Annotated in this window: 20 protein-coding genes, 1 tRNA gene and 1 pseudogene; 8 read left to right on the forward strand and 14 right to left on the reverse strand. The window is 71.3% G+C overall.

Going from position 1 to position 22,742, the window contains the following annotated elements; all coding sequences use genetic code 11:
* Positions 1–256 precede the first annotated feature (256 nt).
* Positions 257–1,891, reverse strand: a complete 1,635-nt coding sequence (locus DDJ31_RS16550) for an MFS transporter (protein WP_164784951.1) — start codon at positions 1,889–1,891, stop codon at positions 257–259.
* A gap of 62 nt (positions 1,892–1,953) precedes the next feature.
* Between DDJ31_RS16550 and DDJ31_RS16555 the strand changes: the two genes are divergently transcribed.
* A complete protein-coding gene (locus tag DDJ31_RS16555; RefSeq protein WP_127179516.1) occupies positions 1,954–2,913 on the forward strand; it encodes a helix-turn-helix transcriptional regulator in 960 nt (319 codons plus the stop codon).
* A gap of 115 nt (positions 2,914–3,028) precedes the next feature.
* Here DDJ31_RS16555 and DDJ31_RS16560 read toward each other — a convergent pair whose 3' ends face one another.
* Both DDJ31_RS16560 and DDJ31_RS16565 read right to left on the reverse strand, forming a co-directional pair.
* Positions 3,029–3,727: a TetR/AcrR family transcriptional regulator gene (locus DDJ31_RS16560; RefSeq protein WP_127182757.1), complete on the reverse strand. Its 699-nt coding sequence runs from the start codon at positions 3,725–3,727 to the stop codon at positions 3,029–3,031.
* A 1,036-nt stretch (positions 3,728–4,763) separates the two neighbouring features.
* The gene (locus DDJ31_RS16565; protein ID WP_127179515.1) at positions 4,764–5,762 is read right to left on the reverse strand and encodes a sigma-70 family RNA polymerase sigma factor; all 999 of its coding nucleotides are present in this window, start codon (positions 5,760–5,762) and stop codon (positions 4,764–4,766) included.
* Between the two features lie 198 nt (positions 5,763–5,960).
* Between DDJ31_RS16565 and DDJ31_RS39175 the strand changes: the two are divergent.
* Positions 5,961–6,218 (forward strand): annotated as a pseudogene (locus tag DDJ31_RS39175) (N-acetyltransferase family protein); the annotation flags it as partial.
* A gap of 156 nt (positions 6,219–6,374) precedes the next feature.
* On the opposite strand, the gene DDJ31_RS16570 reads toward DDJ31_RS39175, so the two are convergent.
* Complete coding sequence (locus DDJ31_RS16570) at positions 6,375–7,166, reverse strand: dioxygenase family protein (protein WP_127179514.1); 792 nt, start codon at positions 7,164–7,166, stop codon at positions 6,375–6,377.
* A gap of 94 nt (positions 7,167–7,260) precedes the next feature.
* Here DDJ31_RS16570 and DDJ31_RS16575 point away from each other — a divergent pair, with 94 nt between their 5' ends.
* Entirely contained in the window at positions 7,261–7,761 is a 501-nt protein-coding gene (locus DDJ31_RS16575) for a MarR family winged helix-turn-helix transcriptional regulator (protein ID WP_127179513.1), read from the forward strand.
* 172 nt (positions 7,762–7,933) lie between these two features.
* On the opposite strand, the gene DDJ31_RS16580 is transcribed toward DDJ31_RS16575, so the two are convergent.
* Both DDJ31_RS16580 and DDJ31_RS16585 read right to left on the reverse strand, forming a co-directional pair.
* Complete coding sequence (locus tag DDJ31_RS16580) at positions 7,934–9,484, reverse strand: DHA2 family efflux MFS transporter permease subunit (protein ID WP_127179512.1); 1,551 nt, start codon at positions 9,482–9,484, stop codon at positions 7,934–7,936.
* Between the two features lie 439 nt (positions 9,485–9,923).
* The gene (locus DDJ31_RS16585) at positions 9,924–10,568 is read right to left on the reverse strand and encodes a TetR/AcrR family transcriptional regulator (RefSeq protein WP_127179511.1); all 645 of its coding nucleotides are present in this window, start codon (positions 10,566–10,568) and stop codon (positions 9,924–9,926) included.
* 322 nt (positions 10,569–10,890) lie between these two features.
* Here DDJ31_RS16585 and DDJ31_RS16590 point away from each other — a divergent pair, with 322 nt between their 5' ends.
* From DDJ31_RS16590 to DDJ31_RS16600, 3 genes are all read left to right on the forward strand, one after another.
* Positions 10,891–12,174 (forward strand): M6 family metalloprotease domain-containing protein, encoded by a 1,284-nt coding sequence (locus DDJ31_RS16590; RefSeq protein ID WP_127179510.1) that lies wholly within the window; start codon positions 10,891–10,893, stop codon positions 12,172–12,174.
* A gap of 95 nt (positions 12,175–12,269) precedes the next feature.
* A complete protein-coding gene (locus DDJ31_RS16595) occupies positions 12,270–14,150 on the forward strand; it encodes an IclR family transcriptional regulator domain-containing protein (RefSeq protein WP_240678190.1) in 1,881 nt (626 codons plus the stop codon).
* A 324-nt stretch (positions 14,151–14,474) separates the two neighbouring features.
* Positions 14,475–14,547 (forward strand) — tRNA-Arg (locus DDJ31_RS16600).
* A 462-nt stretch (positions 14,548–15,009) separates the two neighbouring features.
* On the opposite strand, the gene DDJ31_RS16605 is transcribed toward DDJ31_RS16600, so the two are convergent.
* From DDJ31_RS16605 to DDJ31_RS16630, 6 genes are all read right to left on the reverse strand, one after another.
* Complete coding sequence (locus DDJ31_RS16605) at positions 15,010–15,342, reverse strand: DUF6087 family protein (RefSeq protein WP_127179509.1); 333 nt, start codon at positions 15,340–15,342, stop codon at positions 15,010–15,012.
* 33 nt (positions 15,343–15,375) lie between these two features.
* Positions 15,376–16,563 carry an ATP-grasp peptide maturase system methyltransferase gene (gene tgmC / locus DDJ31_RS16610; protein WP_127179508.1) on the reverse strand — a complete coding sequence of 396 codons (1,188 nt, stop codon included), beginning with the start codon at positions 16,561–16,563 and terminating at the stop codon, positions 15,376–15,378.
* Positions 16,553–17,518, reverse strand: coding sequence for an ATP-grasp ribosomal peptide maturase (tgmB, locus tag DDJ31_RS16615; protein WP_127182756.1), 966 nt, complete (start codon positions 17,516–17,518; stop codon positions 16,553–16,555). Before tgmB ends, tgmC begins: the two co-directional genes overlap by 11 nt.
* A 5-nt stretch (positions 17,519–17,523) precedes the next feature.
* Entirely contained in the window at positions 17,524–17,826 is a 303-nt protein-coding gene (gene tgmA, locus DDJ31_RS16620) for a putative ATP-grasp-modified RiPP (protein ID WP_127179507.1), read from the reverse strand.
* A gap of 117 nt (positions 17,827–17,943) precedes the next feature.
* The gene (locus DDJ31_RS16625) at positions 17,944–18,276 is read right to left on the reverse strand and encodes a hypothetical protein (RefSeq protein WP_240678189.1); all 333 of its coding nucleotides are present in this window, start codon (positions 18,274–18,276) and stop codon (positions 17,944–17,946) included.
* A 23-nt stretch (positions 18,277–18,299) separates the two neighbouring features.
* Positions 18,300–18,731, reverse strand: coding sequence for an ATP-binding protein (locus DDJ31_RS16630; protein WP_127179506.1), 432 nt, complete (start codon positions 18,729–18,731; stop codon positions 18,300–18,302).
* A gap of 253 nt (positions 18,732–18,984) precedes the next feature.
* On the opposite strand from DDJ31_RS16630, the gene DDJ31_RS16635 reads away from it, so the two are divergent.
* Positions 18,985–20,241: a helix-turn-helix domain-containing protein gene (locus tag DDJ31_RS16635; protein WP_127179505.1), complete on the forward strand. Its 1,257-nt coding sequence runs from the start codon at positions 18,985–18,987 to the stop codon at positions 20,239–20,241.
* A complete protein-coding gene (locus tag DDJ31_RS16640; RefSeq protein ID WP_127179504.1) occupies positions 20,226–20,804 on the forward strand; it encodes a GNAT family N-acetyltransferase in 579 nt (192 codons plus the stop codon). Before DDJ31_RS16635 ends, DDJ31_RS16640 begins: the two co-directional genes overlap by 16 nt.
* A 68-nt stretch (positions 20,805–20,872) precedes the next feature.
* Here DDJ31_RS16640 and DDJ31_RS16645 read toward each other — a convergent pair whose 3' ends face one another.
* A complete protein-coding gene (locus DDJ31_RS16645) occupies positions 20,873–21,343 on the reverse strand; it encodes an NUDIX hydrolase (RefSeq protein ID WP_127179503.1) in 471 nt (156 codons plus the stop codon).
* 280 nt (positions 21,344–21,623) lie between these two features.
* Positions 21,624–22,136 carry an AAA family ATPase gene (locus DDJ31_RS16650; RefSeq protein ID WP_127179502.1) on the reverse strand — a complete coding sequence of 171 codons (513 nt, stop codon included), beginning with the start codon at positions 22,134–22,136 and terminating at the stop codon, positions 21,624–21,626.
* Positions 22,137–22,742 lie beyond the last annotated feature (606 nt).

The raw sequence follows: 22,742 nt of genomic DNA on the forward strand, positions 1-22,742 counted from the left end.
CCGAACGTGTGGTTTCAGTCGGGAGGCTACGCACAGATTTCCAAAAAGTAAACAGGTTCGGAGACAGGCGGACACAAACGGGCATCCGGGGGGCGAGGGGGAGGCTGGCGCCCCACCCAGGCAGCCACAGGCAAGGCCGCGCCCGGCACCTTCACGGTGCCGGGCGCGGCCTCGGGTGGCATGCCCGGCGCCCTCTCGGTGCCGGGCGCGGCCTCGGGTGCCTCGGGTGGGGTGGTCCGAGGGGCGCGGCGGTGCCTCAGGCGGGCACGCCGGCCGCTCCCGTCGTCACCGCCGTGTCCGCGGAACCAGCCGTCCCATCCATCCCGTCCATCTCGTCCAACCTGTCCGCCACATCCGGCCCGCCCGGCTCGTCCGTCCCGGCGCCCTCCAGGTGCTGGGCCGGGCGCTTCGGCAGCGCGAACATCAGGACGAAGATCGCGGCCATCACCACGGCCACCCAGCCCAGCGCGTTCTGGAAGGCGTCCACGAAGGCGGGGCCCATCTGGGCCGGGGTCAGCCGGTCGCCGATCTCGCCGAAGAAGACCACGGACACCAGGCCGAGTCCGAGCGCGTTGCCCATCTGCTGCACGGTGTTGATGAGCCCCGAGGCGGACCCGGCGTGCTCGCGCGGGACGCCCGACAGGACGGCGTCCGTCAGCGGCGCGACGATCAGGCCCATGCCGACGCCCATCACGACCAGCGGCAGCGCCATCTGCCAGGAGGTGATGCCGAGCCCGTAGTGGCCGGCCTCCCAGAGGTAGGACAGCACGCCGAGGCCCATCAGCAGCGCGCCCGCCTGGAGCACCCCGCGTCCGAAGCGCGGCACCAGCTTCTGCACGGACAGCGCGGCGGCCGTGGAGACGGCGATCGAGAACGGCACGCCGGTCAGCCCGGCCCGCAGCGCGCTCCAGCCGAGGCCGACCTGCATGTACAGGGTCCACACCAGGAAGAAGATGCCGAGCCCGATGCCGAAGACGGTCTGGACGGCGATGCCCGCGGCGAAGCTCTTGACCTTGAAGAGGGACAGCTCGATCAGCGGGGAGCCGTCCCGCGCCGCCTTGCGCCGCTCGTACGCCACCAGCGCCGCGAAGACGCCGAGCGCGCCCGCCATCGACGCGTAGCCCCACAGCGGCCAGTCCAGCTCCTCGCCGCGGGTCAGCGGGTAGAGCAGCATCAGCAGTCCGAGGGTGACGAGCGCGACGCCCACCAGGTCGAGGCGGAGGGCGCGGGGCGCCTTCGACTCGGTGATGAACCGGCTGCCGAGGATCAGTCCGACGACGCCGACCGGCAGGTTGATCAGGAAGATCGGGCGCCATTCGAGGCCGAAGAGGTTCCACTCCGTCAGCAGCGCGCCGAGCAGCGGCCCGGAGACCGCGCCCAGGCCGACGATCGCGCCGAAGAGGCCGAAGACCTTGCCGCGCTCGTGCGCGGGGAAGGTGGCGTGCACGATCGACAGGACCTGCGGGACCATCATCGCCGCCATGGCGCCCTGGAGGATGCGTGAGGCGACCAGCATCTCGGGGTTGGCGGCGAAGCCGCAGAGCGCGGAGGCGACCGTGAACCCGCCGATACCGAGCAGGAACAGGCGTTTGCGTCCGTGAATATCACCCAGGCGTCCGCCGGTGATGAGCCCGGCCGCGAAGGCGAGCGCGTAGCCGGCGGTTATCCACTGGATCTGGCTGAAGGTGGCGCCCGTGTCCCGTTCGATCGACGGGATGGCTATGTTGACGATCGTGACGTCGACGAGGTCCATGAAAGCGGCCGTCATCACGATCGCGAGAGCGAACCAGCGCCGCCGGTCCGTGGCGTCGGCGGGCGGGTCGACGGGCACGTCGGCGGGCGGGGTGACCGGTGCGGCGACCATCTCCGCAGGGGTCTCGGGTGAAGTCATACCGTGAAGCTAGGAGCCGCTTAGGTCAGATCGTGTCCTAGTTGTCGGGCATCCTCGACTGTATGACGACCGACACTCCGGCGCGGCTCCTCCAGCTCCTCTCGCTCCTCCAGACGCCCCGCGAATGGCCGGGCGGCGAGCTGGCCGACCGGCTCGGCGTCTCCCGGCGCACGGTCCGCCGCGACATCGACCGGCTGCGTGAACTGGGCTATCCCGTCCAGGCGTCGAAGGGCGCGGACGGCGGCTACCGGCTGGTCGCGGGCAAGGCGATGCCCCCGCTCGTCCTGGACGACGAGGAGGCGGTGGCCATCGCGGTCGGGCTGCGCGCGGGGGCGGGGCACGCGCTGGAGGGGGTCGACGAGGCGTCCGTGCGCGCCCTCGCCAAGCTGGAGCAGGTGCTGCCGTCCCGGCTGCGCCACCGCGTCTCCACCCTCCAGGCCGCGACGACGCCGCTGACCAGCGGGGACGGCGCGAGCATCTCCCCCGAGACGCTCACCGTCATGGCGTCGACGGTCGCCGGGCGGGAGCGGCTGCGGTTCGCCTACCGGGCCGGGGACGGCACCGCGTCGCACCGGGTCACCGAGCCGTACCGGCTGGTGTCGACGGGCCGGCGCTGGTACCTCGTCGCGTACGACCTCGACCGGGCCGACTGGCGCACCTTCCGCGTCGACCGGGTCAGCGACCCCTTCGCCACCGGCGCCCGCTTCACCCCTCGCGAGCTGCCGACGGGCAGCGCGGCGGAGTTCCTGCGGCGCTCGATGCGGGGCCTGCACGAGTCCTACGTCTTCGCGGCCACGTTCGCGGCACCCGCCGACCGCCTCCCGAGCTGGCTGGGCAGCCCCGAGCCGCTGGGCGCGACCCACTGCCGGGTCAGCGCCACGACCGACGACGCCCCGCGGTGGCTCGCGGTCAAGCTCGCCATGCTGGGCCACGAGTTCACGGTCCACGAACCGGAGGAACTGAAGGACGCGATAAGGGAGTTGGCGGGCCGCCTGACGAGAGCGGTGACGGAACCCTCCTGAACCGGGGCGATCGATGAGGCGCAGGAGTCACCCGCGCCTCATCGGTCCCTCGCGCCCCATCAGTCCCTCGCCCTCGCCCCCGCCCCCGGCCCCCACTCTCGCCCTACCCCTACCCCTACCCCTCACCCTCGGCCGAGGTGGCGGAGGACCCTGAGGCCCGTTCGCCCCCGGCCGGCGTTGCGGGCCCCTCCGCGCTCCCCCACCCGAACCCCCGCAGGGACTCCAGGTTCCGCAGCGCTCCGGCCGCCGGGCCCGCCGCTCCGGAGGCGGGCGACTCGTCGGCCGCCCAGCTCTCCACCGCGACCCGGACGACGGCCCCGGCGACCGCCGCCGCGAACCTCAGCTCCCCGTTGCCAACGTTGTCGCCGCCCTCCGCACCCCCGGAACCACCGCTGCCGTCATCGGCGCTCCCCCGGCGCAGGCGCTGGGCCAGCACCTCGACGAGCCGTTCCTCCGACTCAAGGCAGACCTCCGCCCAGACCCGGGCCAGCGCCGGGCTGCTGTCGGTCAGCCGGATCAGGGTGCGCACGAGCTGCCAGGAGGCCGCGGAGACCCCGGCGCCCGGCGTGAACGTGTACCGGACCGCGTGCGCCAGCGCCTCCGGGACCGTCAGGTCGGCGGGGGCCGTGCGGACCGCCTCCGCCCAGCGTTCCGCGCCGGCCGCGTAGAGCGGGGCGACGGCCTCCTCCTTGGTCGCGAAGTACCGGTAGAAGGTGCGCGGGGCGATCCCCGCGGCCCGCGCGATGTCCTCGGCGCGGGTGGCCCGCAGCCCCTGCCGTACGAACAGTCCGGCCGCCGCGCGGGCGATCTCGATCCGGGTGGCGGCCTTGCGCCGCTCGGTCAGCGAGCCCTGCGCCGAAGGTGCCTCGTCGGGTGGCCCGGAGGGCGGTCCTGAGGGTGGCTCGGCCGGGAAGGCGGGGTGGGGATTCCGTGCGGGGGTGGGGCTGCTCACGTCGGCAGGCTATGCCCATGTGACACAATCTGCCATCCGGCGGGCCACCCCGGGGTTCAGGTTCGGGGTGCCCCGCCGTCCAGGCTTCGGACGGCGACGGGACGGCGTCCGCGGGGCGATTACAGGCGGAATGACGGCGCCGCCCGGCACTCACCCGGCGAGAAGTCCGCGGACGCGGCACCCGGCCTTCGGCCCCCTGCCCCCTGCCCCCGGCTCCCGGCTCCCGGCTCCCGGCAAGGAGAGAGCCGGGCCTCAGCGCCCGGGGGGAGGGGCGCCGAAGCCCGGCTCACGGAAGGTCCCGGCGCCGGGGGGGATGTGCGTCGGGACGCGTGGTCCAGGAGGGGCCCTCGGGTGGTCGTTCTCGGGCCCGGTGTGGTGGGGCGGTGGCCCCAGGGGTCAGTGCGGTCTGCTCGTCCGGTGCTCCACGGTCCGCGGTCCTGGGACGGTGCGATCAGCGAGGGCGGTGGGCGTCCGCGGTGCGGTGCGGTCTGCGAGGGCGGTGGGTGCCCCGGTGCGGTGCGACTCCCCGGGACCGGTCCGCGTCCCCGGGAGGGGCCCGATCCTCGGGCCCTGTTGTCTTGTTTCCCGCGAGTCGAACACTTGAAGCGACGACTCAGAGCCATGTTTGCGCGGTCTTTCGCCACCCGGCGTACGCGGCGGGCCCAAAGCAGGCCCCGTCCCTCCCTCAACCATGCCCCACTCCCCCTCCGTCGGCCCTCACGGCCGCCGGTTCCCGGCCACCCGCCCTCGGGGGCCGTCCGTGCCCCGGACCCGGTCCTGGCCGACTCAGACACGCGCCCCTGTCAGGCCGCGGCCAGGTCACGCCGGGGCCAGTTCAGGCCGGGGCCAGGCCACCCCGGAACCAGGCCACCTCGGGCCAGGCAACCTCGGACCCAGGTCAGGCCGCGGCCTCGAAGCCCGTGTCGCGGGCCAGCTTCTTCAGTTCGAGCAGGGCGTGCTTCTCGATCTGCCGGATGCGCTCACGGGTCAGCCCGTGCTCCTTGCCGACCTCGGTCAGCGTGCGCTCACGGCCGTCGTCGATGCCGTACCGCATCTTGATGATGGACGCCGTTCGCGGGTCGAGACGGCCGATGAGGTCGTCCAGCTCCTCGCTGCGCAGCAGTGTCAGCACGGACTGCTCGGGGGAGACCGCCGACGTGTCCTCCAGGAGGTCGCCGAACTGCGTCTCGCCCTGGTCGTCCACCGCCATGTTCAGCGAGACCGGGTCGCGGGCCCAGTCGAGCACGTCGACGACACGCTCGGGCGTCGAGCCAAGCTCCGTCGCCACCTCGGTGGGCTCCGGGTCACGGCCGTGCTCGCGGTTGAACTCGCGCTGCACACGCCGGATCCGGCCCAGCTCCTCCACCAGGTGGACGGGGAGGCGGATGGTGCGGGACTGGTCGGCTATCGAGCGGGTGATCGCCTGACGGATCCACCAGGTCGCGTACGTGGAGAACTTGAAGCCCTTGCGGTAGTCGAACTTCTCCACCGCGCGCACCAGGCCGGCGTTGCCCTCCTGGACGAGGTCGAGCAGCGGGAGGCCACTGCGCGGGTAGCGGCGTGCGACCGCGACGACCAGCCGGAGGTTGGAGCAGATGAAGATGTCCTTGGCCCGCTCGCCGTCGGCGATCAGGGCGTCCAGCTCCTCGCGGGTGGCGGTGGCCCTCGACTCCTCGAACCCGTCGAGGACCTGTCGCGCGAACACACCCGCCTCGATCATCTGAGACAGCTCGACCTCCTTGGCGGCGTCGAGCAGCGGCGTACGCGCGATCTCGTCGAGGTACATGCCGACCAGGTCACGGTCGGCGATCTCGCCGGTACGGGCGCGAACACTGCTTGCCGCGTCGGCCGTCTCGCCGGTGGCGGACTTACGACGGGCGACGGCACGGGTTGCCATGCGAGCTCCCTTGCGATGGTGGGCTGGCGGGTGGTCCTTCAGACACCCGGGCACTCGACGTGGAGTACCCGTCGGCACCTTTTCGGGTGCCCAGCATCTGATGGAAACAACGACTGGAATCCGGACAGAATTCCCAACCCGACCCCCGATTTTTCTGATCATGCAGTACCCTGTGCCGCCCCGGAGGCCCGCGTGACGGTGTCGGAACCCACAGAGGCGCAGGTCAGGCCGGGAGCAGAGAAGGATCTCGACGCTCTCGCCGACCTCTGCCACCCCTATGTACGTGAGACGTCCATCACGTTCGATACCACCGTTCTCCGTAGCGAGGAGCGCCGATCGCGGCTGCTCTCCCACCCTGAAGACGGTCCGTACCGGCTGATGGTTGCCGCGGATGCGGACACACAGGAGATTCTGGGCTACGCCATATGCGGTCCTTATCGCGCCAAGAGCGCGCACCGGGCGGCATCCCGGTAGCGCCCGGCCTTGCGGCCCACCTCGCGGCCCACCTTGCGGCCCACCTCGCGGCCCCGCGCCGGCGACTGGGAGCCGAACCGTTCGCGCAGCCGGGTGGACGCCTCGTCGGGCTGCGCGACGGCGCGCCCTCCCCGTCTCTCAGCCGAACTGCACCGACCGCTTGGCCAGCCCCAGCCAGAACCCGTCGATGACGGACTTCTGGGCGTCCAGGTCGCCGGTCGCGTCCGCCGCGCCCATGGTGACGAACAGCGGTGCGAAGTGCTCGGTGCGCGGGTGGGCGAGCTGTCCCGCGGGCGACTTGCGCGGGAAGTCGAGGAGCGCGTCGACGTCGCCGGCGTCGAGCATCCGGTGCCCCCAGTCGTCGAACTCGGCCGACCAGCCGGGCACCCCGGGGCCCTGGTGGCGCAGCGCGGCCAGGTTGTGGGTGAAGAAGCCGGAGCCGACGATCAGGACCCCCTCGTCGCGCAGCGGTGCGAGCCTGCGTCCGATCTCCATGAGCCTGACGGGGTCGAGGGTCGGCATGGAGACCTGGAGCACCGGGATGTCGGCGGCCGGAAACATCTCGACGAGCGGCACGTAGGCGCCGTGGTCGAGGCCGCGGTCGGGGATGTCCTGGACCGGGGTGCCGGGGGCGCGCAGCAGCTTCCGTACCGACTCGGCGAGCGCGGGGGCGCCCGGGGCGTCGTAGGTCACCCGGTAGTAGTGCTCGGGGAAGCCCCAGAAGTCGTAGACGAGCGGGACGGCGGTGGTGGCGCCGAGGGCGAGCGGGGCCTCCTCCCAGTGGGCGGAGACCATGAGGATGGCCTTGGGCCGCGGCAGGTCGGCCGACCAGGCGGCGAGTTCGCCGGGCCAGACGGGGTCGTCCGCGAGCGGCGGGGCGCCGTGGCTCAGATAGAGGGCGGGCATGCGCTCCTGGGTGGCGGCGGACATGGCGGCGACTCCCTACTTGAAACCTAAAACGTATGCGCACAGCCTACGCCGCACTTGTTTAACTTTCAATGAGGGTGCTCGTACAGTGGAGCCCATGAACACGGCATCCGAGAACCCCCGCTGGCTGACCGACGAGGAACAGCGAGTCTGGCGCGCCTACCTGCACGCCAGCACCCTTCTCGAGGACCACCTCGACCGGCAGCTCCAGCGGGACGCCGGTATGCCGCACGTCTACTACGGGCTGATCGTCGCGCTCGCCGAGGCCCCGCAGCGCCGGCTGCGGATGACCGAACTGGCGATGAAGGCGAAGATCACCCGCTCCCGCCTCTCGCACGCCATCGCCCGCCTGGAGAAGAACGGCTGGGTGCGCCGCGAGGACTGTCCGTCCGACAAGCGCGGCCAGTTCGCGGTCCTCACCGACGAGGGCCTGAAGGTTCTGGAGCAGACCGCTCCCGGGCACGTCAGCGCCGTCCGGCAGGCGGTGTTCGAACGTCTGACGCCGGAACAGCAGAAGTCCCTCGGCGAGATCATGCAGATCGTCGCCGAGGGACTCCAGCCGAACGAGGCGGGCGCGGACCTGCCCTGGCTGCGGTAGGCGGCCGGGGACACCGGCCCCGGCCGCCACGTCAGGGCGACACCGCCGACACCGGGCCGTGGTCAGCGGCCCGCTGCCCACGGCCCGCGGACGGACGCCACCCGCGGCTCCCGCCCGTCACGGCGGCCCCCGCCCGTCACGGCGGCCCCCGCCGTCCGCCCTGCCGCTCCCGTCAGTGGGCGATGACCGGTATCGGCAGCTCGTCGTCCTGGCCGGTGCCCGCTCCCGGGCCGGTGGTGACCACATGGGCCCCGGGCCGGCCCGCGTTCACGAACACCGAGACGATGACCGCGGCCAGCAGCAGCATGCCGACGGCGAACCAGATCGCGGCCGTGTAGCCGTGCACCATGCCCTGCAACTGCACGAGCTGCTGCTGGGACTTGGAGCCGGCGCCCACGATGTGGTCCGCGATGTACCCGGTCGTCGCGGAGGCGGCGATCGTGTTCAGCAGGGCGGTGCCGATCGCGCCGCCCACCTGCTGCGAGGTGTTGACCATCGCGGAGGCGACACCGGCGTCCCGGGGCTCGACGCCCAGCGTGGCCAGGGACATGGCCGGCATGAACGCCGTACCCATGCCGAGGCCGAGCAGCAGCATCGCGGGCAGGATCGTCGAGGCGTACGACGAGCCGATCTCGAGCCCGGTCATCAGCAGCATGCCGACGGCGGCGACCACGAAGCCGGGCGCCATCAGCATCCGGGCCGGGAGCCGGGTCATCAGCCGGGTGCCGATCTGGGTGGAGCCGACCATCATGCCGACGACCATCGGCATGAAGGCGAGGCCGGTCTGGATCGGGGTGAAGCCCTTCACGACCTGGAGGTAGTAGGTCAGGAAGAGGAACGTGCCGAACATCGCGATGATCGCGATGCCGAGCGAGAGGTAGATCCCGCCGCGGTTGCGGTCGGTGACCACGCGCAGCGGCAGCAGCGGCGCCTTGACCCGGGCCTCGGTGACGACGAACGCCAGCAGCAGCACGGCCGACGCGACGAACAGCGAGACGGTGAACGCGTCGCTCCAGCCGTCGGACTCGGCGCGGGTGAAGCCGTAGACCAGCGAGACCAGGCCGAGGGTGGACAGGACGACGCCGGGGATGTCGAGCGGGGAGCGGTTGCGGCTGCCCTCGGGCTCCCGGATCACGAAGTACGCGCCGAGCGCGGCCACGATCGCGAACGGGATGTTCACGAAGAACGTCCAGCGCCAGTCGAGGTACTCGGTGAGGACACCGCCGAGGATGAAGCCGACGGCGCCGCCGCCACCGGCGATCGCGCCGTAGATGCCGAACGCCTTGGCGCGCTCCTTCGCGTCCGTGAACATCACGGCGAGCAGGGAGAGCGCGGCGGGCGCGAGGAGCGCGCCGAAGACGCCCTGGAGGGCGCGGGCGCCGAACATCATGGCGCCGCTGGTGGCGGCGCCGCCGAGCGCGGAGGCGAGGGCGAAGCCGGTGAGTCCGGTGACGAAGGCGCGCTTGCGTCCCCAGAGGTCGGCCAGCCGCCCGCCGAACAGCAGCAGTCCGCCGAAGGCGAGGGCGTAGGCGGTGACGACCCACTGCCGGTTGCCGTCGGAGATGCCCAGGTCGGTCTGGGCGGAGGGCAGGGCGATGTTCACGATGGTGGCGTCGAGGACGACCATCAGCTGGGCGAGCGCGATGAAGACGAGCGCTTTCCAGCGGTTGGCGTCGCCGCTCTTGTCGGCGGCGCCGCGGGCCGGGGCGGCTGTTTCTGACATGGAGGTACCCACTTCGGGACTTTCGGGACGGAAAAAGGTGGCGTGAACGCGGAAAACGTGGCGTGAAGGCGGAAAAGGGCGTGGCGGACTACGGGACGTCGACGGTGACGGCCGCGAGGGCGTGGACCGGGTCGGCCGGAGTGCGGGCCGGGGCCGGAGTCCGAGGGGAGCCGGCGCCTGAGTGGGAGCCGCTGCTGCCTGGATGGGGCCGCAGTCGGTCAGGACGATCAGCCGGGCCGGACGGTGGGACGGTGAGACGGGTCGGACGGTGTAACGGTTCGGACGGTGAGACGGGTCGGACGGTGGGACGATCCGCCGGGTGGGACGGTTCGGACGGTGGGAGGTCCGGACCGGTCAGCCGGGCGCGGGAGCGCGGAAGCGCGGGCGGCCGGCCGGGTCGCGGGGGCGGGGGCAGGGGCGGGGGCGGGGCGGGAGACGGTCAGGACTGTCGGAGGTCCTCCATGGTCACGGTCGCCCCCGGCAGGACGGAGCGGGCCGGGGCCCGCAGTCCGTCGAGGAACAGTTGCAGATGGCGGTGGACGAAGCCGTCGACGCTGAGGCAGGCCGCACCGGCCGGGGGCCGGCTGAGCTGCGCGACGGCGACCATCACGTCGCCGACACCGACGTCGGGACGGAGCTGTCCCGCCGCCCTGGCGCGGCCCATGATCTCCCCGACGATCTGCTCGACCCGTCGCCGGGCCGCCTCCAGGTCGGGGTGGTTCTCGTCGAAGGCGCTGGAGATCATCGGGCACAGGGCGCTGATCCGCTCGTCCCCCGCGGTGTGCACGAAGCGCTCCAGCGCCGCGAAGGCGTCCCCGCTGGCCGCGAGCGCCGTCTCGGCCGCCTCGGACGTCCGGTCCATGACGGAGCAGACGACCTCGCGCACCAGCGCGTCACGGTCGGGGAAGTGGCGGTACACCGTGGCGTTGCCGACGCCGGCCCGGCGGGCGATCTCGTCGAGCGGGACATGGGGCCCGTGTTCGACGAACATCTCGCGGGCGGCGGAGACGATCCGCTCCCGGTTGCGCTGAGCGTCGGCACGCGGCCGGGTCACCTTGCGCACGGGACTTGCGGTGGCCGTCACGGCGTACTCCCTGGGTCGATGGTCGGTGCGGTGGTCGGTGCGGGCGCGATGCGGGGAAAGCGTCCCCGTTTCGCTCGGACACGAGTTCAAACGGGGAAAGGCTCCCCGGTTATTTCCGGCCGCGCGGAAACTTCCAGTGACCTGAGTCACACGCGATCCCGGGGACGTCACACGCGATCCCGGGGGCGGCGACACGCGCCGGTATGCCCGCCTTTCAGCCACGTTCGGGCGCTTCCAGCGCGCGCCCACGCGCCCCCCGAACGAGGGTGATCGGAAGGGGGCAGCCGGTGACCGGTGGCTGCCGTGGACGAAGGGCTCGCCCATGCAGCAGCCGACCAGACGTCGGATACGCCCGCGTCGCGTGGCCGCCCTCGCCTCCGTGACCGCCCTGACCCTCACGGTCAGCACCTCGGCCGGTACCGGACACCTCACGAGGGGGAACTCGGGCTCGGGCGCCGGCCCGATAGCCATGGCCCGCGGCACCGCGCTCGACCCCTGCATGATCAACGGAGGGCACGCCGTCCAGATGTCCGAGGGCGTCCCGACCACCGGCGGCTACTCCCGCTCCACCGGCACCGTCCGCGCCCTGACCCTGATGGTCGACTTCTCCGACGCCCCCGGCCAGGGCGACGCGCTCGACCGGTTCAGGGAGTTCTTCCCGCAGACCCAGGAGTGGTTCCGCACCGCGTCCTACGGCCGCCTCGACTACCGCCCCGAAGCCCCCGTCGCGCGCTGGCTGCGGATGCCGAGGTCGTTCAAGGAGTACGGGATAGAGCGCGGCGCCCCCTTCGACCCCGCCTACCGCGACCTCGTCCAGGACATCGTGTCCGCCGCCGACCCTCAGGTCGACTTCCGCTCGTACGACTTCCTGAACGTGCTGGTCACCCCCAACGCCGGCCCCTCCGCCCTCGACACGGTCCTGTCGGTGACGTTCGCGGGCAACCCGGACGCCCCGGTCGCCGACGGCGTCCCGATCGCCAACGCGTCGTTCGTCTACTCCCGCCAGGACGACGGCTCGGGCTCCTACGCCCGCACCGGCTACCGGGTGCTGCCGCACGAGAACGGCCATGTCTTCGGCCTGCCCGACCTGTACACCCAGGAGGGCGGGGGCGCGGTCGGCCACTGGGACATCATGAGCGAGGACTGGGGCGCCGACAACGACCTGCTCGGCTGGCACAAGTGGAAGCTGGGCTGGCTCGACCCGTCCCAGGTGAGATGCGCGTCGGGGCGCGGCAGGTCCGAGTTCACGCTGACGCCGCTGGCCCGCAAGGGCGGCCCGAAGCTCCTCTTCGTCCCCCTCGGCCGCGGCTCCGGATACGCCGTCGAAGTGCGCACCCGGGAGGGCAACGACGAGGCCGTCTGCCGCCCTGGGGCGCTGATCTACAAGGTCGACGCGGGCGTCGACACCGGGATGGGCCCGGTGAAGGTGCTCGACTCCCACCCCGACAGCGGCGGCTGCACCCGCAGCCCGAACGTCCACGCGGAACTCTCCGACGCGCCCTTCACCCGGGGCGAGGTCTTCAAGGACCCGGGCCGCGGCATACGGATCACGGTGACGGGGACGGACCCGCAGGGCGCCTACCGGATCGCGGTGACCCGGGGGTGAGGCCCCTGGAGAGCGTGGCCCCCGGAGCGGACGTCCTGACGGGCCAGGTCCGCGCACTACCGTAGGCGTGCCCTGATCGCCGTACCGGAGAGCCGATGCCCGCGAACCCTGAACCGGAGCCGCCCGCCGTACCGGCGGAGGCGGTCGCGCCCCTGATCCGCGGGGTCTCCGTGCTGCGGGCGCTGACCGAGGCGGGCGGCGCGCTGAGCCCGAGCGGCCTCGAACGGGCGACGGGCCTGGCCCGTTCCACGGTGGACCGGGTCACCGCGACGCTCACCCGGATGGGACACGTACGGATGGACGGCCGCGACGCGGTCCTCGCCCCGGGCGTGATGCGGCTGGGCAACGCGTATCTGGCGGCGCTGCGGCTGCCGTCGCTGCTGGGCGGGCACGCGGACGCCCTCGCCGACGAACTGGACGAGTCGGTGTCCCTGGCGGTGCCCGACGGCGACGGCGTCCGCTTCGTCCACCAGGCGACGCGACGCCGCGCGATGTCCCTCGCCTTCCGCATCGGCGACCTCCTGCCGTCCGAACGCACCGCGCCCGGACCGCTGTTCGCGACCGAGTGGACGGAGCGGGAGTGGCGGAGCTGGCGCGACCGGAGCACGACGGACGCGAGGGCCAGGGACTACCCGGCGCTGCCGCAGGAGGAGTTGAGACAGCGGACACCCGAAATCCCGTACGGCGCTGAGACGTTGAACGCAACGTTTTCCCGCCGGGTGAAGGAGGCGGCGGAGACGGGCTGGGCGCTCGACGACCAGTTGATCGAACCGGGTCTCGTGGCGGTCGCGGTGCCGGTGCGGGACCCGCGCGGCGGCCGGATCGTGTGCGCGGTGAGCGTGGTGAGCCACACCAGCAGACACTCGGCGGCGGAGCTGCGGGACACGCTGCTGCCGAGGCTGCGGTCGGCGGTGGCCCGGATGGAACGGACCCTGCGGACGGCGGGCCCGCCGCAGCAGACGGCGGCGCCGTCCGGGCTCGCGACCTGGACGGGGTCGTCGAAGCAGGAACTGGGCCGGGAGTTCGTGGAGTCGCTGGCCCGCGGACTGACGGTGCTGACGGCGTTCGGGGAGGGCCGGGCTGCGCTCACCCTGACGGACGTGGCGAAGGCGACGGGCCTGGCACGGGCGACGGCCCGGCGCGCGCTGATCACCTACGAGCACCTGGGCCTGGTGGCGCCGGGCGAGGACCCCAGGACGTTCACGCTGACGCCGCGGGTCCTCTCGCTCGGCTATCCGCCGCTGTCCCGCACGACGCTGCCCCAGATCGCGACCCCGCACCTGGCGTCGCTGTCGGCGCGGACGAACGAGTCGTCGTCGCTGGCGATCCTGGTACCGGGCGCGGGCGCCCTGGCCGAGATCCAGTACACGGCGCGGGTGGCGACGACGCGGGTGATGAGCGTGAACATCGCGGTGGGCACCCGCCTGCCGGCGTACGCGACCGCACTGGGCCGCGTCCTCCTGGCGGACCCCCCACCGACACCCCCGCCCCCACACGGGCCGACGCCCGCAACCCCCCTCCCCCGCCTGACCCCACACGGGCCGACGCCCCCAACCCTCCTCCCCCGCCTGACCCCGCACACGGTGGCGGCCCCGACGCCCGTCTCCGCGCCCCTACCGCCCCGCCTGACGTCGCACGGGTCGACGGCCCCGACGGCCCACGCGGCGCCCCTCCCGCGCCTGACCTCGCGGACGGTGACGGACCCGACGGCCCTCTCCCGCCTCCTCGAACGCGCCCGCGCGGATGGATTCGCCCTGGTGGAAGAGGAGTTGGAGGAGGGCCTGCGCTCGATCGCGGTCCCGGTCCGCGACCGCGCGGGCCGAGCGGTGGCGGCGGTGAACATCGCCCTGCACGCGTCCCGCCACACCCTGAGAGAGTGCGAGACGAACCTCCTGCCGGCCCTGCGCCAGACGGCGACGGACATCGAACGCGACCTGAGAGTGGCGAGCCGCTTCACCCGTGTACCACTGACGTGAGGAGCGGTTTCCTCGGTGACGGGAGCGGTCCCGTGCGTCGGGAGTGGTCCCGTGCCGTCGGGAGCGGCCTCGTCGCGAAGGCACCGGTCCCGTCCCGACTGGAGTGGTCCCGTCACGAACGCGTCGGTCTCCTCCCGACGGAGCCTGTCCCCTCAGCACCGGTCTCCTCCCGACCGGACCGGTCCCCTCCAGTGACCTGAGCCCGGCCTCTCCCACGACGGCCAACCCGCTACACTGACGGCGGTGGCTCGGCCCTGGGGCAGTCCCACCAAAGCTGCCGGAGCAGGCCAAGGGGTGCGCAATCCCTTCCCTCCGACAGACCCCGCCTTCGTAGCTCAGGGGATAGAGCACCGCTCTCCTAAAGCGGGTGTCGCAGGTTCGAATCCTGCCGGGGGCACACGATCGACCAGGGCAGAGGCCCCGGAATCCCAGCTCACTGGGGGTCCGGGGCCTTTTTCATGGCCGGACCCGGGAGTGTTCCTACGGTCTGGCTGCGCCCTGAAAACACCTTCCCTACGTGGCGCCAGCTACCAAAAACGGCGCCGCCCTCTCAAGCCGTCGGCCGCCTCGGGCCATGGATCGGCACATCCGGCATCTACGCCAGGTGGTACCCGAGCACGTGGGTCAGATCGTCGAAGACCCCGCCTTCGACGCCCTCGCCGCGGCGGAGGCGGAGGCCGCTGGCCACAACGCGTCCGCCGTCCTCACCCGGCGCACCCTGGACGACGCCCACAGACCGGCACGAGCACTGGCCTGGCTCATCCACCGTCTCGCCAGACAGACCCCAAGCAGGCCCACCACGCAGGCAGTAACCCGTGCGCCTCGCATTGCAGTGCCCTCCACGCTTCGGCGGTGCTGATCACCTCTGTGCTGGGCCCCCGCCGTCCGATGTGGGTGGCTGGGTCTTGCGGTGCTTGCCGGTGCCGGAGCCGAGCGGCTTCGGCACCGGCCCGGTCGGCGTCGGCGTCGGCTCATTGGTCTCGGGATGCAGGAGGGCCTTGGCCTCCGCCAGGTTGGCGACGAAGCCGTACGGCTCCCATGCGTGTCCGTTCCAGCGCTCGATGGCTCGGGGTGCGTCCGGGTGCAGGTGGGATGCCTTGGGGCCATCGCCGGAGACGATCGGTAGGGCGCGAAGTCGGCCGATCTTCGAGTCGCGGCGTTCCGCCCACTCCTTCAGCGGCTCGTCGTCCATCCTGCGTTCCTCGCGTCGGTGGTGGTGGCTGTTTCAGGAGGGTAGCCGCCACTGTGGGCCGCTCGGGTTTCCGAGCCAGACGACCTGTCTGTCGCGAGAGACGGTCACTCCGAACGCGGCGGTGCTCGGTGTGCCGTGCTCCTCCCAGGTGGCGATGGCCGACTCGATCATGTCCCAGAGACGTCGGGGGCCGCCCTGCCGGACCTCACAGCCGCTGTCGGCAGCGGTGATTACGGCGAAGGAATCGGTGACGCTGTCCAGTACGAACGTGCTGAGCGGGCCGCCGTCGACAGCCAGGGAGAAGAACCGGGCATCGGGTGCGGCGAGTTGGGCCATGAACGCCGGCCCGGAGTCGGTGAGCGCCTCTGGCCCGTGCGTGGTCTTCCGGACCGTACCGTCGTCGGGTCCCGGGACCATGCCCAGGTTCTCCGGTGCCTCCTGTTGGCGCGCGATCATGAAGCTCGGGTCGTCCTCGCTGAACCAGCCGCTCGCGCTGTCCCCGGCGGTGATGAGTTTGACCAGGCCGAGGGAGCGCATCCAGCCGCGCAGGGTGGTGAGGATGACGCCGCCCGGCCGTACCTGTTCCAGCCAGGAGGGTGGGATGTTGCGGAAGCCGCAGGTGGCGATCAGCCGGTCGTACGGCGCTCCGTCCGGGTGGCCGGCGCGGCCGTCCCCCACCAGCAGGTGCGGGCCGTGGCCGGACTCGGTGAGGGCCTCGCGGGCCCTCCGCGCCACGCCCTCGTCCGTCTCGATCGACGTCACGTTCCCGCTGCCGAGCCGGTGGCACATCAGGGCCGTCGAGTAGCCGGTGCCCGTGCCGATCTCCAACACGTCCATGCCGTCGTGCACGTCCAGATCTTCCAGCATCCGAACGACCAGGCTCGGCAGGGTCGATGACGAGGTCGGGGTCGCGTTGCTGATCGGCTTCGGATCGGTCCAGTCGATGTCGTGGCCGTCGAACTGGGTCATCCAGGTCTCGTCGGTGTAGACGAGCCGGAGCCACTCATCCTGGCCGGCGGTCTCCGGCGTCACGGGCTCCCAGGTGGTGACGCCGGGTGCGTCGTTCTCCCGGTAGAAGCGCGGAAGGAAAATGTGGCGGGGCACCGCTTCGACGGCGGCTCGCCACTGCGGCGACCGCAGCCGGGCGTCCTCCTCCAGCCGGTGAGCGAGCCGAAGCCGTAGATCGGCAGCGGCCGTCTCGATAGCGAGCTCACTGGCCACGGATGCCTCCTTCCAGGAGATCGGCGAGGGCGGCGGTCATGGGCAGACCGGTGGGCGGCTCCATCCACGCCCACTGGCCAGAAGGATTGCACTCGATGAAGATCCACTCGCCACAGTCGGTCAGAGCGAAGTCGAACGCTCCGAAGACGAGCCCGAAGTGCTCGAGATAGGCACGCATCGACCGTGCCACCGCGGGCGGGGCCGCGAGCGGCGTGTACGTGTGGGTGCTGTAGTCCGTCCGCCAGTCGAGCAGACCGGAGTCGATTCGCACCGCGAAGGTCTGCTCGCCGAGCACCGTGACCCGGATGTCGGCGACCTTGTCCACGCGCTTCTGGAAGAGGTGCATGGTGCCGGTGACGGAGTCGTCGATCTCGTCGGCGCACACCTCCGTCACGGGGACGGTCTGCGCGTGGCCGTCGACCAGATAGAGCGGAACCGAGATCGGCTTGAAGATGGCCGGGCCGTGCTCCTTGAGGAAGGCCCGTGCGTCTTCCGGAACGTTGGTGATGAGCGTGGGCGGCACCGTGAAGCCAGCAGCCGCCGCTGCCGCGAGACCGACGGGCTTGTACTCGGCGTCGCCGATGCGGTTGGGGTGGTTGACGTAGAGGCAGCCAGGCAGGGACGTCAGGATGCCGCCGAGCCCGTAGCGGGCCTGGGCCACGGCGAACCGTTCGTCCTGCCTGTCGAGGTGAGGGAAGGCGAACCCGGAGGGGCGCCAGTAGTACATGGAGCGCACGGCGCCCAATTCGGCATGTCGGCTCGGGGTCCGCACGCTTCCCCGCCAGCCGTCGGTGTCACCGCCGATGGTGGCCGAGCACGACAGGGTGGCCGGGAAGTCACCGGAGTCGAACCGCACGACCGGGACACCCCGGTCGTGCAGCTCGGCGATCACGAAGTCCGCGGTCGGGTCGTCGAGGTTGGTGACGATCAGGACCGGACGCTCGTCGTTCTTCACCACAGTCACTGGTCGGTGTCGTTGCCCGTGTCGCTGTCCGGGGAGTCGCTGTTGCGGTCCCCCTGGCCGGTCGTGCCGGTCTTGGGGTTCGTACCGGAAGACGTGCCGTGGCCGGGGGACATGGTGGGCGCCCCGGAAGCGTCGAAGTACCGGGCGGTCTGCGTCGCCGGGTCCAACTCCACCGTCGCGTGACCGGAGTCCTCGACGGGCGGGTACGGGGCGATCCGGCGCAGGCCCCATGGGACGGCGGTCAGGTGTCCCTGTGGCAGCGGGCTGCCCGTGGGAAAGCGATCCATGTGGTTGAACACAATCTTCCTTTCGTGGTGGAGGTACGTGGGTGATGACTGTCTTGCTTGCCCGCCGGCCACCTGCGGCTGTCATGTGCCCAGCGGGAGCGGTGAGGCCGGTCGCCGACATACACGAGGTCAGACCGGCACGAGAACTTGCCGTCGAAGGCCCTCAAGCACTCGCGTGAGCAGGACTGCTTCCGGCTCCCCGGCCTCGACGGCTTCTCGGCCCTCGGCGTACCAGCGGCCGAGATGCCGCTGCCACGCGTAGTCCGCTCGAACCACCTCGGCGCGCATCTCCCCGAGCGCCAGGTCGGACTCCATGCGCAGCCGGAGGAGATCGGCAGGTGTGATGCGCAGCGGCTCGGCGAACTTCGGCGGATCGCAAGCTCCTGCCGACTGGAGTGGACCGAGGGTGATGTCGACGCAGGCGTCCGGATTCGGGTCAGCCACCAACTCGTGGGCCCCCATGAGCCGTAACGAGATGCGGGGCCTCACCGTGCGACCGGCGCTTCCGCGCCCGGCACTTTCAGCTCGGCCCACACGACCTTGCCCCGGCGCTTTCGGTCGTAGCCCCATCTCCAGCTGAGGGCCTCGACCAGGAGCAGGCCGCGCCCTCCCTCCGAGTCGTCGTCGGGGTCGCCCGGCTCGGGAGTGTCCCGGCAGTTGTCCGCGACACCGATGCGCACCACACCCTCGGCCGGCCGCGTGACCCGGACCTGGACGACACGGCACCGCGTATGACGGACCGCGTTGTTGACCAGCTCGGCGACGACCTGGACCCCATCCCCGGCCAACTCACCTATGCCCCAGGCGTCCAGGACAGCGGCGACGAGCAGACGGGCCCGGCGAGCGGATTCCCGCTCACACGGCATCGTCTCGGTGTACCCGGGTGCGCCGGTCGCAGTAGGTCGAGCTGCGGTCATGGTCACGAGAACATCCCTCCAAGGGTGGGACGCCCGCCCCGCCGACGGGGTGACGACGGAACAGGCCCTTCTCCATGCCGTCGGAAGGAAAGGAGAAGGGGGACCTTCCGACGGGCGATGACCAGTCAACGACCCGCGGCAGGAAGGGAACAGGAAAGGTCGCTCACTCGCCGGTCGCCTCGAACCGGAAGACTTTACGGTCCCGTGACCTGTGGGCTGGTTCGCTCGATGCTGCCGGTCTACCGTCGAAGGCATGGCAGCGAACGCCATCCTCAAGAACCGGATGGCCGAACTCGGGCTCACGCAGGACGAATTAGCAGGTCGGATGAACACGGCACTCGCGGACATCACCGGCCGACCCGGCGACGTCTCCGCCCGGACGGTACGCAACCTGCTGAACGGAACCTCGCGCCGGCCCATCGGACGCACATGCGCCGCTCTGGAGCGGGTGTTCGGCTGTCCGGTCGAGGATCTAGGGTTCAACGCACCACGCACCACGCACCACCCGCAGGAGGAGGATCCCGTGCGGCGTCGCACCTTCATCGCCTCAGCCACCGGGACCGCAGCCGCAGCCGTCCCCTTGGTGGCCCAACGCCGCGCCGTCGGCCTGTCGGACGTGGCACGCGCAGCCGCCGGAATGAACGCACTCGTCGAGGCCGACGACCGCCAAGGCGGCCACTTCGAACTGGAAAGGGCAGCCGCCACAGGCCGCGACGGCGTTCTGGAGTTGCAGCAGCGCAACGCCAGTGAACGCGTCCGCCGCGCCCTGTACGCACTGGCCGCCGAGTACACCACCATCGCGGCCTGGTCCTGCATCGACGCCCGCAATCTCGACCAGGCGCAGAAGTACCTGAACGAATCCGCGACGTACGCCGGTCTCTCCCAGGACGGCCCCACCGAGATCCGGGTGTGGGTCAACCTCTCCATGCTCGCCTACCAGCGGCACAACTGGCCCGAGGCACTCGCGGCGGCACAAGCCGCCCAAGTTTCCTACGCAGCCCGCCGGGACCCGTTCTTCGACTCACTGGGCCGAGTCCGCGCCGCCCTCGCGTACGCGGCCCTCGGGGACGGACGGGCCGGCCTGCGGTCCCTGAAATCTGCCCAGGACACCTACACCAGGACGATGGAGCGCGAACGCCCGCGCTGGACGGCCTTCTACGGCCAGGCCGAACTCGACCACCTCGCCGCCGTCGTGCAATTCAACAGCGGGCGCCCCGCCCACGCCGAGGCCATGGCCCACCGTGCCCTGGCCCAGATCCCGGCAGCTTTCCGGCGCAACAAGGCCCTCGCCACCGCACAGCTCGCCCTCGCTCAGCTCCAGCAGGGCGACGCCGAGCAAGCCACGGTGACCGCCTCCGACGTCTTCACGATCATGGACGGTGATCCCCTGCCGGGCCGCATGCGCACGCTCATCGGCGACTTCCACCGGGACCTGTTCGTCCGGGCCCCCTCCACCGCCTACGCACGAGACTGGGCCGACCGCATGCGAACCGAATGGAGCCGAGCGTGACCGACCTGCGTCATCACCAGCACGGAAACCTCCCCGAAGGCTTCCGGCAGATGCTCATCGACGTACACGCCGACGCCTACGCCGACCAGATGGACGACCCCTTCCACCAGCGTTTCGCCTGGTTCGCCGACCACTGGTCCGGCATGGACGGCTTCTCCTGCGTCGTGGCCTACGACGGGGACGAACCGACCGGCTTCGCCTACGGCGCCCCGCTCACGCCCGGCCGCGAGTGGTGGCGCTCCACCGGCTACCAGCCGAACAACGGCTACTCCTCCACTTACGCCGTGTCCGAGGTCATGGTGCGCCCCCGCTGGCGCAAGCAGGGAATCTCCGAACGACTCCACGAAGCGCTCCTGAAGGAGCGAACGGAAGACCTCGCCGTACTCCTCGTCGACGTGACCCACCCCAAGGTGCAGGCGCTCTACGAGTCGTGGGGGTACGCCAAGGCCGGCGAGCAGCAACCGTTCGCGGACTCACCGGTGTACGCCGTCATGGTCAAGCCGCTCCGTCGACTGGCCGGGCCGGTTGACGTCGCTTCAGGTGTCGACCACCTGGCCTCCTGAGCCACCCTTGCTCGCCTCGGAGATCGGCCTAGGCTGCTTGAGGGCCTGGATGCGGGCGACGGGCGACGCTACGAGCGGTGGAGAGGCCGACCGGTCTGCTGCCAGCCGTGTTCGGTGAGTGGGCCGCTGTCGTCGAGGTAGCCGCGCAGGCCGGCCTTCGGGTACTCGATGATGTCGTCGGGCAGGTCGTGCACGGGGAACCACTCAAGGGCGAGGCATTTCTCGGGCTCCTTGTTGACGGGCCGCCCTTCCCATTCGGTGGCCTCGAAGAAGAACCCGATCCGCTCCGTACACGCGTCCTGCCGGTGATGCACGGTCTGGACCAGGCGGAGGTGAACCGGGACGACGGTGATGCCGGTCTCCTCGTACAACTCCCGTGCGGCGCCGTCGGGAAGGGACTCGCCCTGGTCGAGCTTGCCCGACGGCATGTGCCATCGGCCGTGGCCGTAGGGGCCGTTACGCCGCGACAGAAGGACCTGGTCGCCGTCGCGGACGATGACGTGAGTGTCGATGACGGGCCGTGCCAGTTGTCCGCTCATGTTCCTTGGGGGCCGGACGGGCAGGTGAGGTGAGGTGGTGACCGAGGCTATCGGCAGGGGCGGGGTTCCGGCGGCGATTCGTCGTGCCACGTCCGATGGAGTGGCATTGCCGGTGTCGAGAGGCAGCACCTTCACGCCCTGCCTCATCAGCCGGTACGCGGCATCGGCGTGGAGATCGGCTGCACCGCGCCGCAGCGTCAGGCACTCCCGGCACGTCGTGAGTACCTGTTCCTGAGGCCAACATGACATGTCGCGGTTCGTCAGCCTTCGTTGGCTCCGATCAGCGTCCGTCGAGGTGATCAAGGTGGTGGAGGAGCAAGGCGAGCGACTCCCGCGGGTGTTGGCCGGCCGTGTCGACGACGAGGTGCTCCCGGTCCCAGGGCTCGTAGTCGCGGCTGAGGACCTGCTGCCAGTCGAGCAGGGGCAGATCGGGGATGTCGATCGACCGTGTGGTCACGCGGCCTCGGTGCTCGTCCGGGTCTGAGCAGACGACTTCCACTTCGACGACGGGGACGGCCGCCTTGGACCCCACGTTCTTCCAGCTGTCGCGGGTGACGGCCAGGGGGTTCACGGATTCCGCGATCACGGTCAGCCCTTGCTGGAGATGTTCTTCGGCGAGGGCGTATCCGATGACGTAGCCGGCCGGTCCGACGGGATGCTGTGCCAGGCCGGAGCGGACGATGGCCTGTTCGATGGTGTCGATGCGCAGGTGGACCGCGCCGATGCGTGCGGCCAGCAGCCGCGCGAGCGTGGTCTTGCCGGTGCCGGGCAGTCCGCCGATCACGATGAGCATGTGCTCATCCTGCCGGAGCGAGAGGGAGGGACGAAGCGGGCGGTGTTGTGGAGGAGTTGCTGCCGGTCCGGGTGGGGGTGCCGGCCGTGAACTGGAGAACGATCAGTCCCGGTTGGCCTCGCGGGAGGCGGCCAGCCGCTCCAGTTCGCCGTCGCCGGTCCCCTCGATCTCCTCGGGCACCGTTCTCACCTCAACCCGTGGGCCGGGCAGGGCCGTTGACCGTGACGGGACGCGGCCCGCCTCTCGAACCCGAGAGTCGGACTTAAGATCCTACGATCACGACGATTGACCGGTGATGATTGTTTTTGATCGGCAGTAAGGTCCGGAGGTGTTCGCGCAACGGTCACCGTGACCGTTCGCCGTACGAACCCTTCCCGGGCCCTCCAGGCCCTTGTCACGCACCGCCGTGAGCAGTGGACGGCGTTCGGCCGCCGGTCCACCCCCACCACCCAAGTCGCCTCGCAGACCGCGGACACACAGCCGGCCTGGGTGCCGAGGCTGCCCGGAGCCGGAGATACGGAACAGGCACTGCGAGCGCACGGCGGGACCGGCCGGGCCCCGTGGCACGTGTGTCGGTCCGGGGTTCGGGGGTTCGGGTCGCGCCAC

Source organism: Streptomyces griseoviridis (assembly GCF_005222485.1).
Taxonomy (GTDB): Bacteria; Actinomycetota; Actinomycetes; order Streptomycetales; family Streptomycetaceae; genus Streptomyces; species Streptomyces hintoniae.

Coding starts and splice junctions, on each gene's coding strand:
- DDJ31_RS16550 (WP_164784951.1), bottom strand. CDS start 1,891: ATGACTTCACCCGAGACCCCTGCGGAGATGGTCGCCGCACCGGTCACC.
- DDJ31_RS16555 (WP_127179516.1), top strand. CDS start 1,954: ATGACGACCGACACTCCGGCGCGGCTCCTCCAGCTCCTCTCGCTCCTC.
- DDJ31_RS16565 (WP_127179515.1), bottom strand. CDS start 5,762: ATGGCAACCCGTGCCGTCGCCCGTCGTAAGTCCGCCACCGGCGAGACG.
- DDJ31_RS16570 (WP_127179514.1), bottom strand. CDS start 7,166: ATGTCCGCCGCCACCCAGGAGCGCATGCCCGCCCTCTATCTGAGCCAC.
- DDJ31_RS16575 (WP_127179513.1), top strand. CDS start 7,261: ATGAACACGGCATCCGAGAACCCCCGCTGGCTGACCGACGAGGAACAG.
- DDJ31_RS16580 (WP_127179512.1), bottom strand. CDS start 9,484: ATGTCAGAAACAGCCGCCCCGGCCCGCGGCGCCGCCGACAAGAGCGGC.
- DDJ31_RS16590 (WP_127179510.1), top strand. CDS start 10,891: ATGCAGCAGCCGACCAGACGTCGGATACGCCCGCGTCGCGTGGCCGCC.
- DDJ31_RS16595 (WP_240678190.1), top strand. CDS start 12,270: ATGCCCGCGAACCCTGAACCGGAGCCGCCCGCCGTACCGGCGGAGGCG.
- DDJ31_RS16605 (WP_127179509.1), bottom strand. CDS start 15,342: ATGGACGACGAGCCGCTGAAGGAGTGGGCGGAACGCCGCGACTCGAAG.
- DDJ31_RS16625 (WP_240678189.1), bottom strand. CDS start 18,276: ATGGGGGCCCACGAGTTGGTGGCTGACCCGAATCCGGACGCCTGCGTC.
- DDJ31_RS16630 (WP_127179506.1), bottom strand. CDS start 18,731: ATGACCGCAGCTCGACCTACTGCGACCGGCGCACCCGGGTACACCGAG.
- DDJ31_RS16635 (WP_127179505.1), top strand. CDS start 18,985: ATGGCAGCGAACGCCATCCTCAAGAACCGGATGGCCGAACTCGGGCTC.
- DDJ31_RS16640 (WP_127179504.1), top strand. CDS start 20,226: ATGGAGCCGAGCGTGACCGACCTGCGTCATCACCAGCACGGAAACCTC.
- DDJ31_RS16645 (WP_127179503.1), bottom strand. CDS start 21,343: ATGAGCGGACAACTGGCACGGCCCGTCATCGACACTCACGTCATCGTC.
- DDJ31_RS16650 (WP_127179502.1), bottom strand. CDS start 22,136: ATGCTCATCGTGATCGGCGGACTGCCCGGCACCGGCAAGACCACGCTC.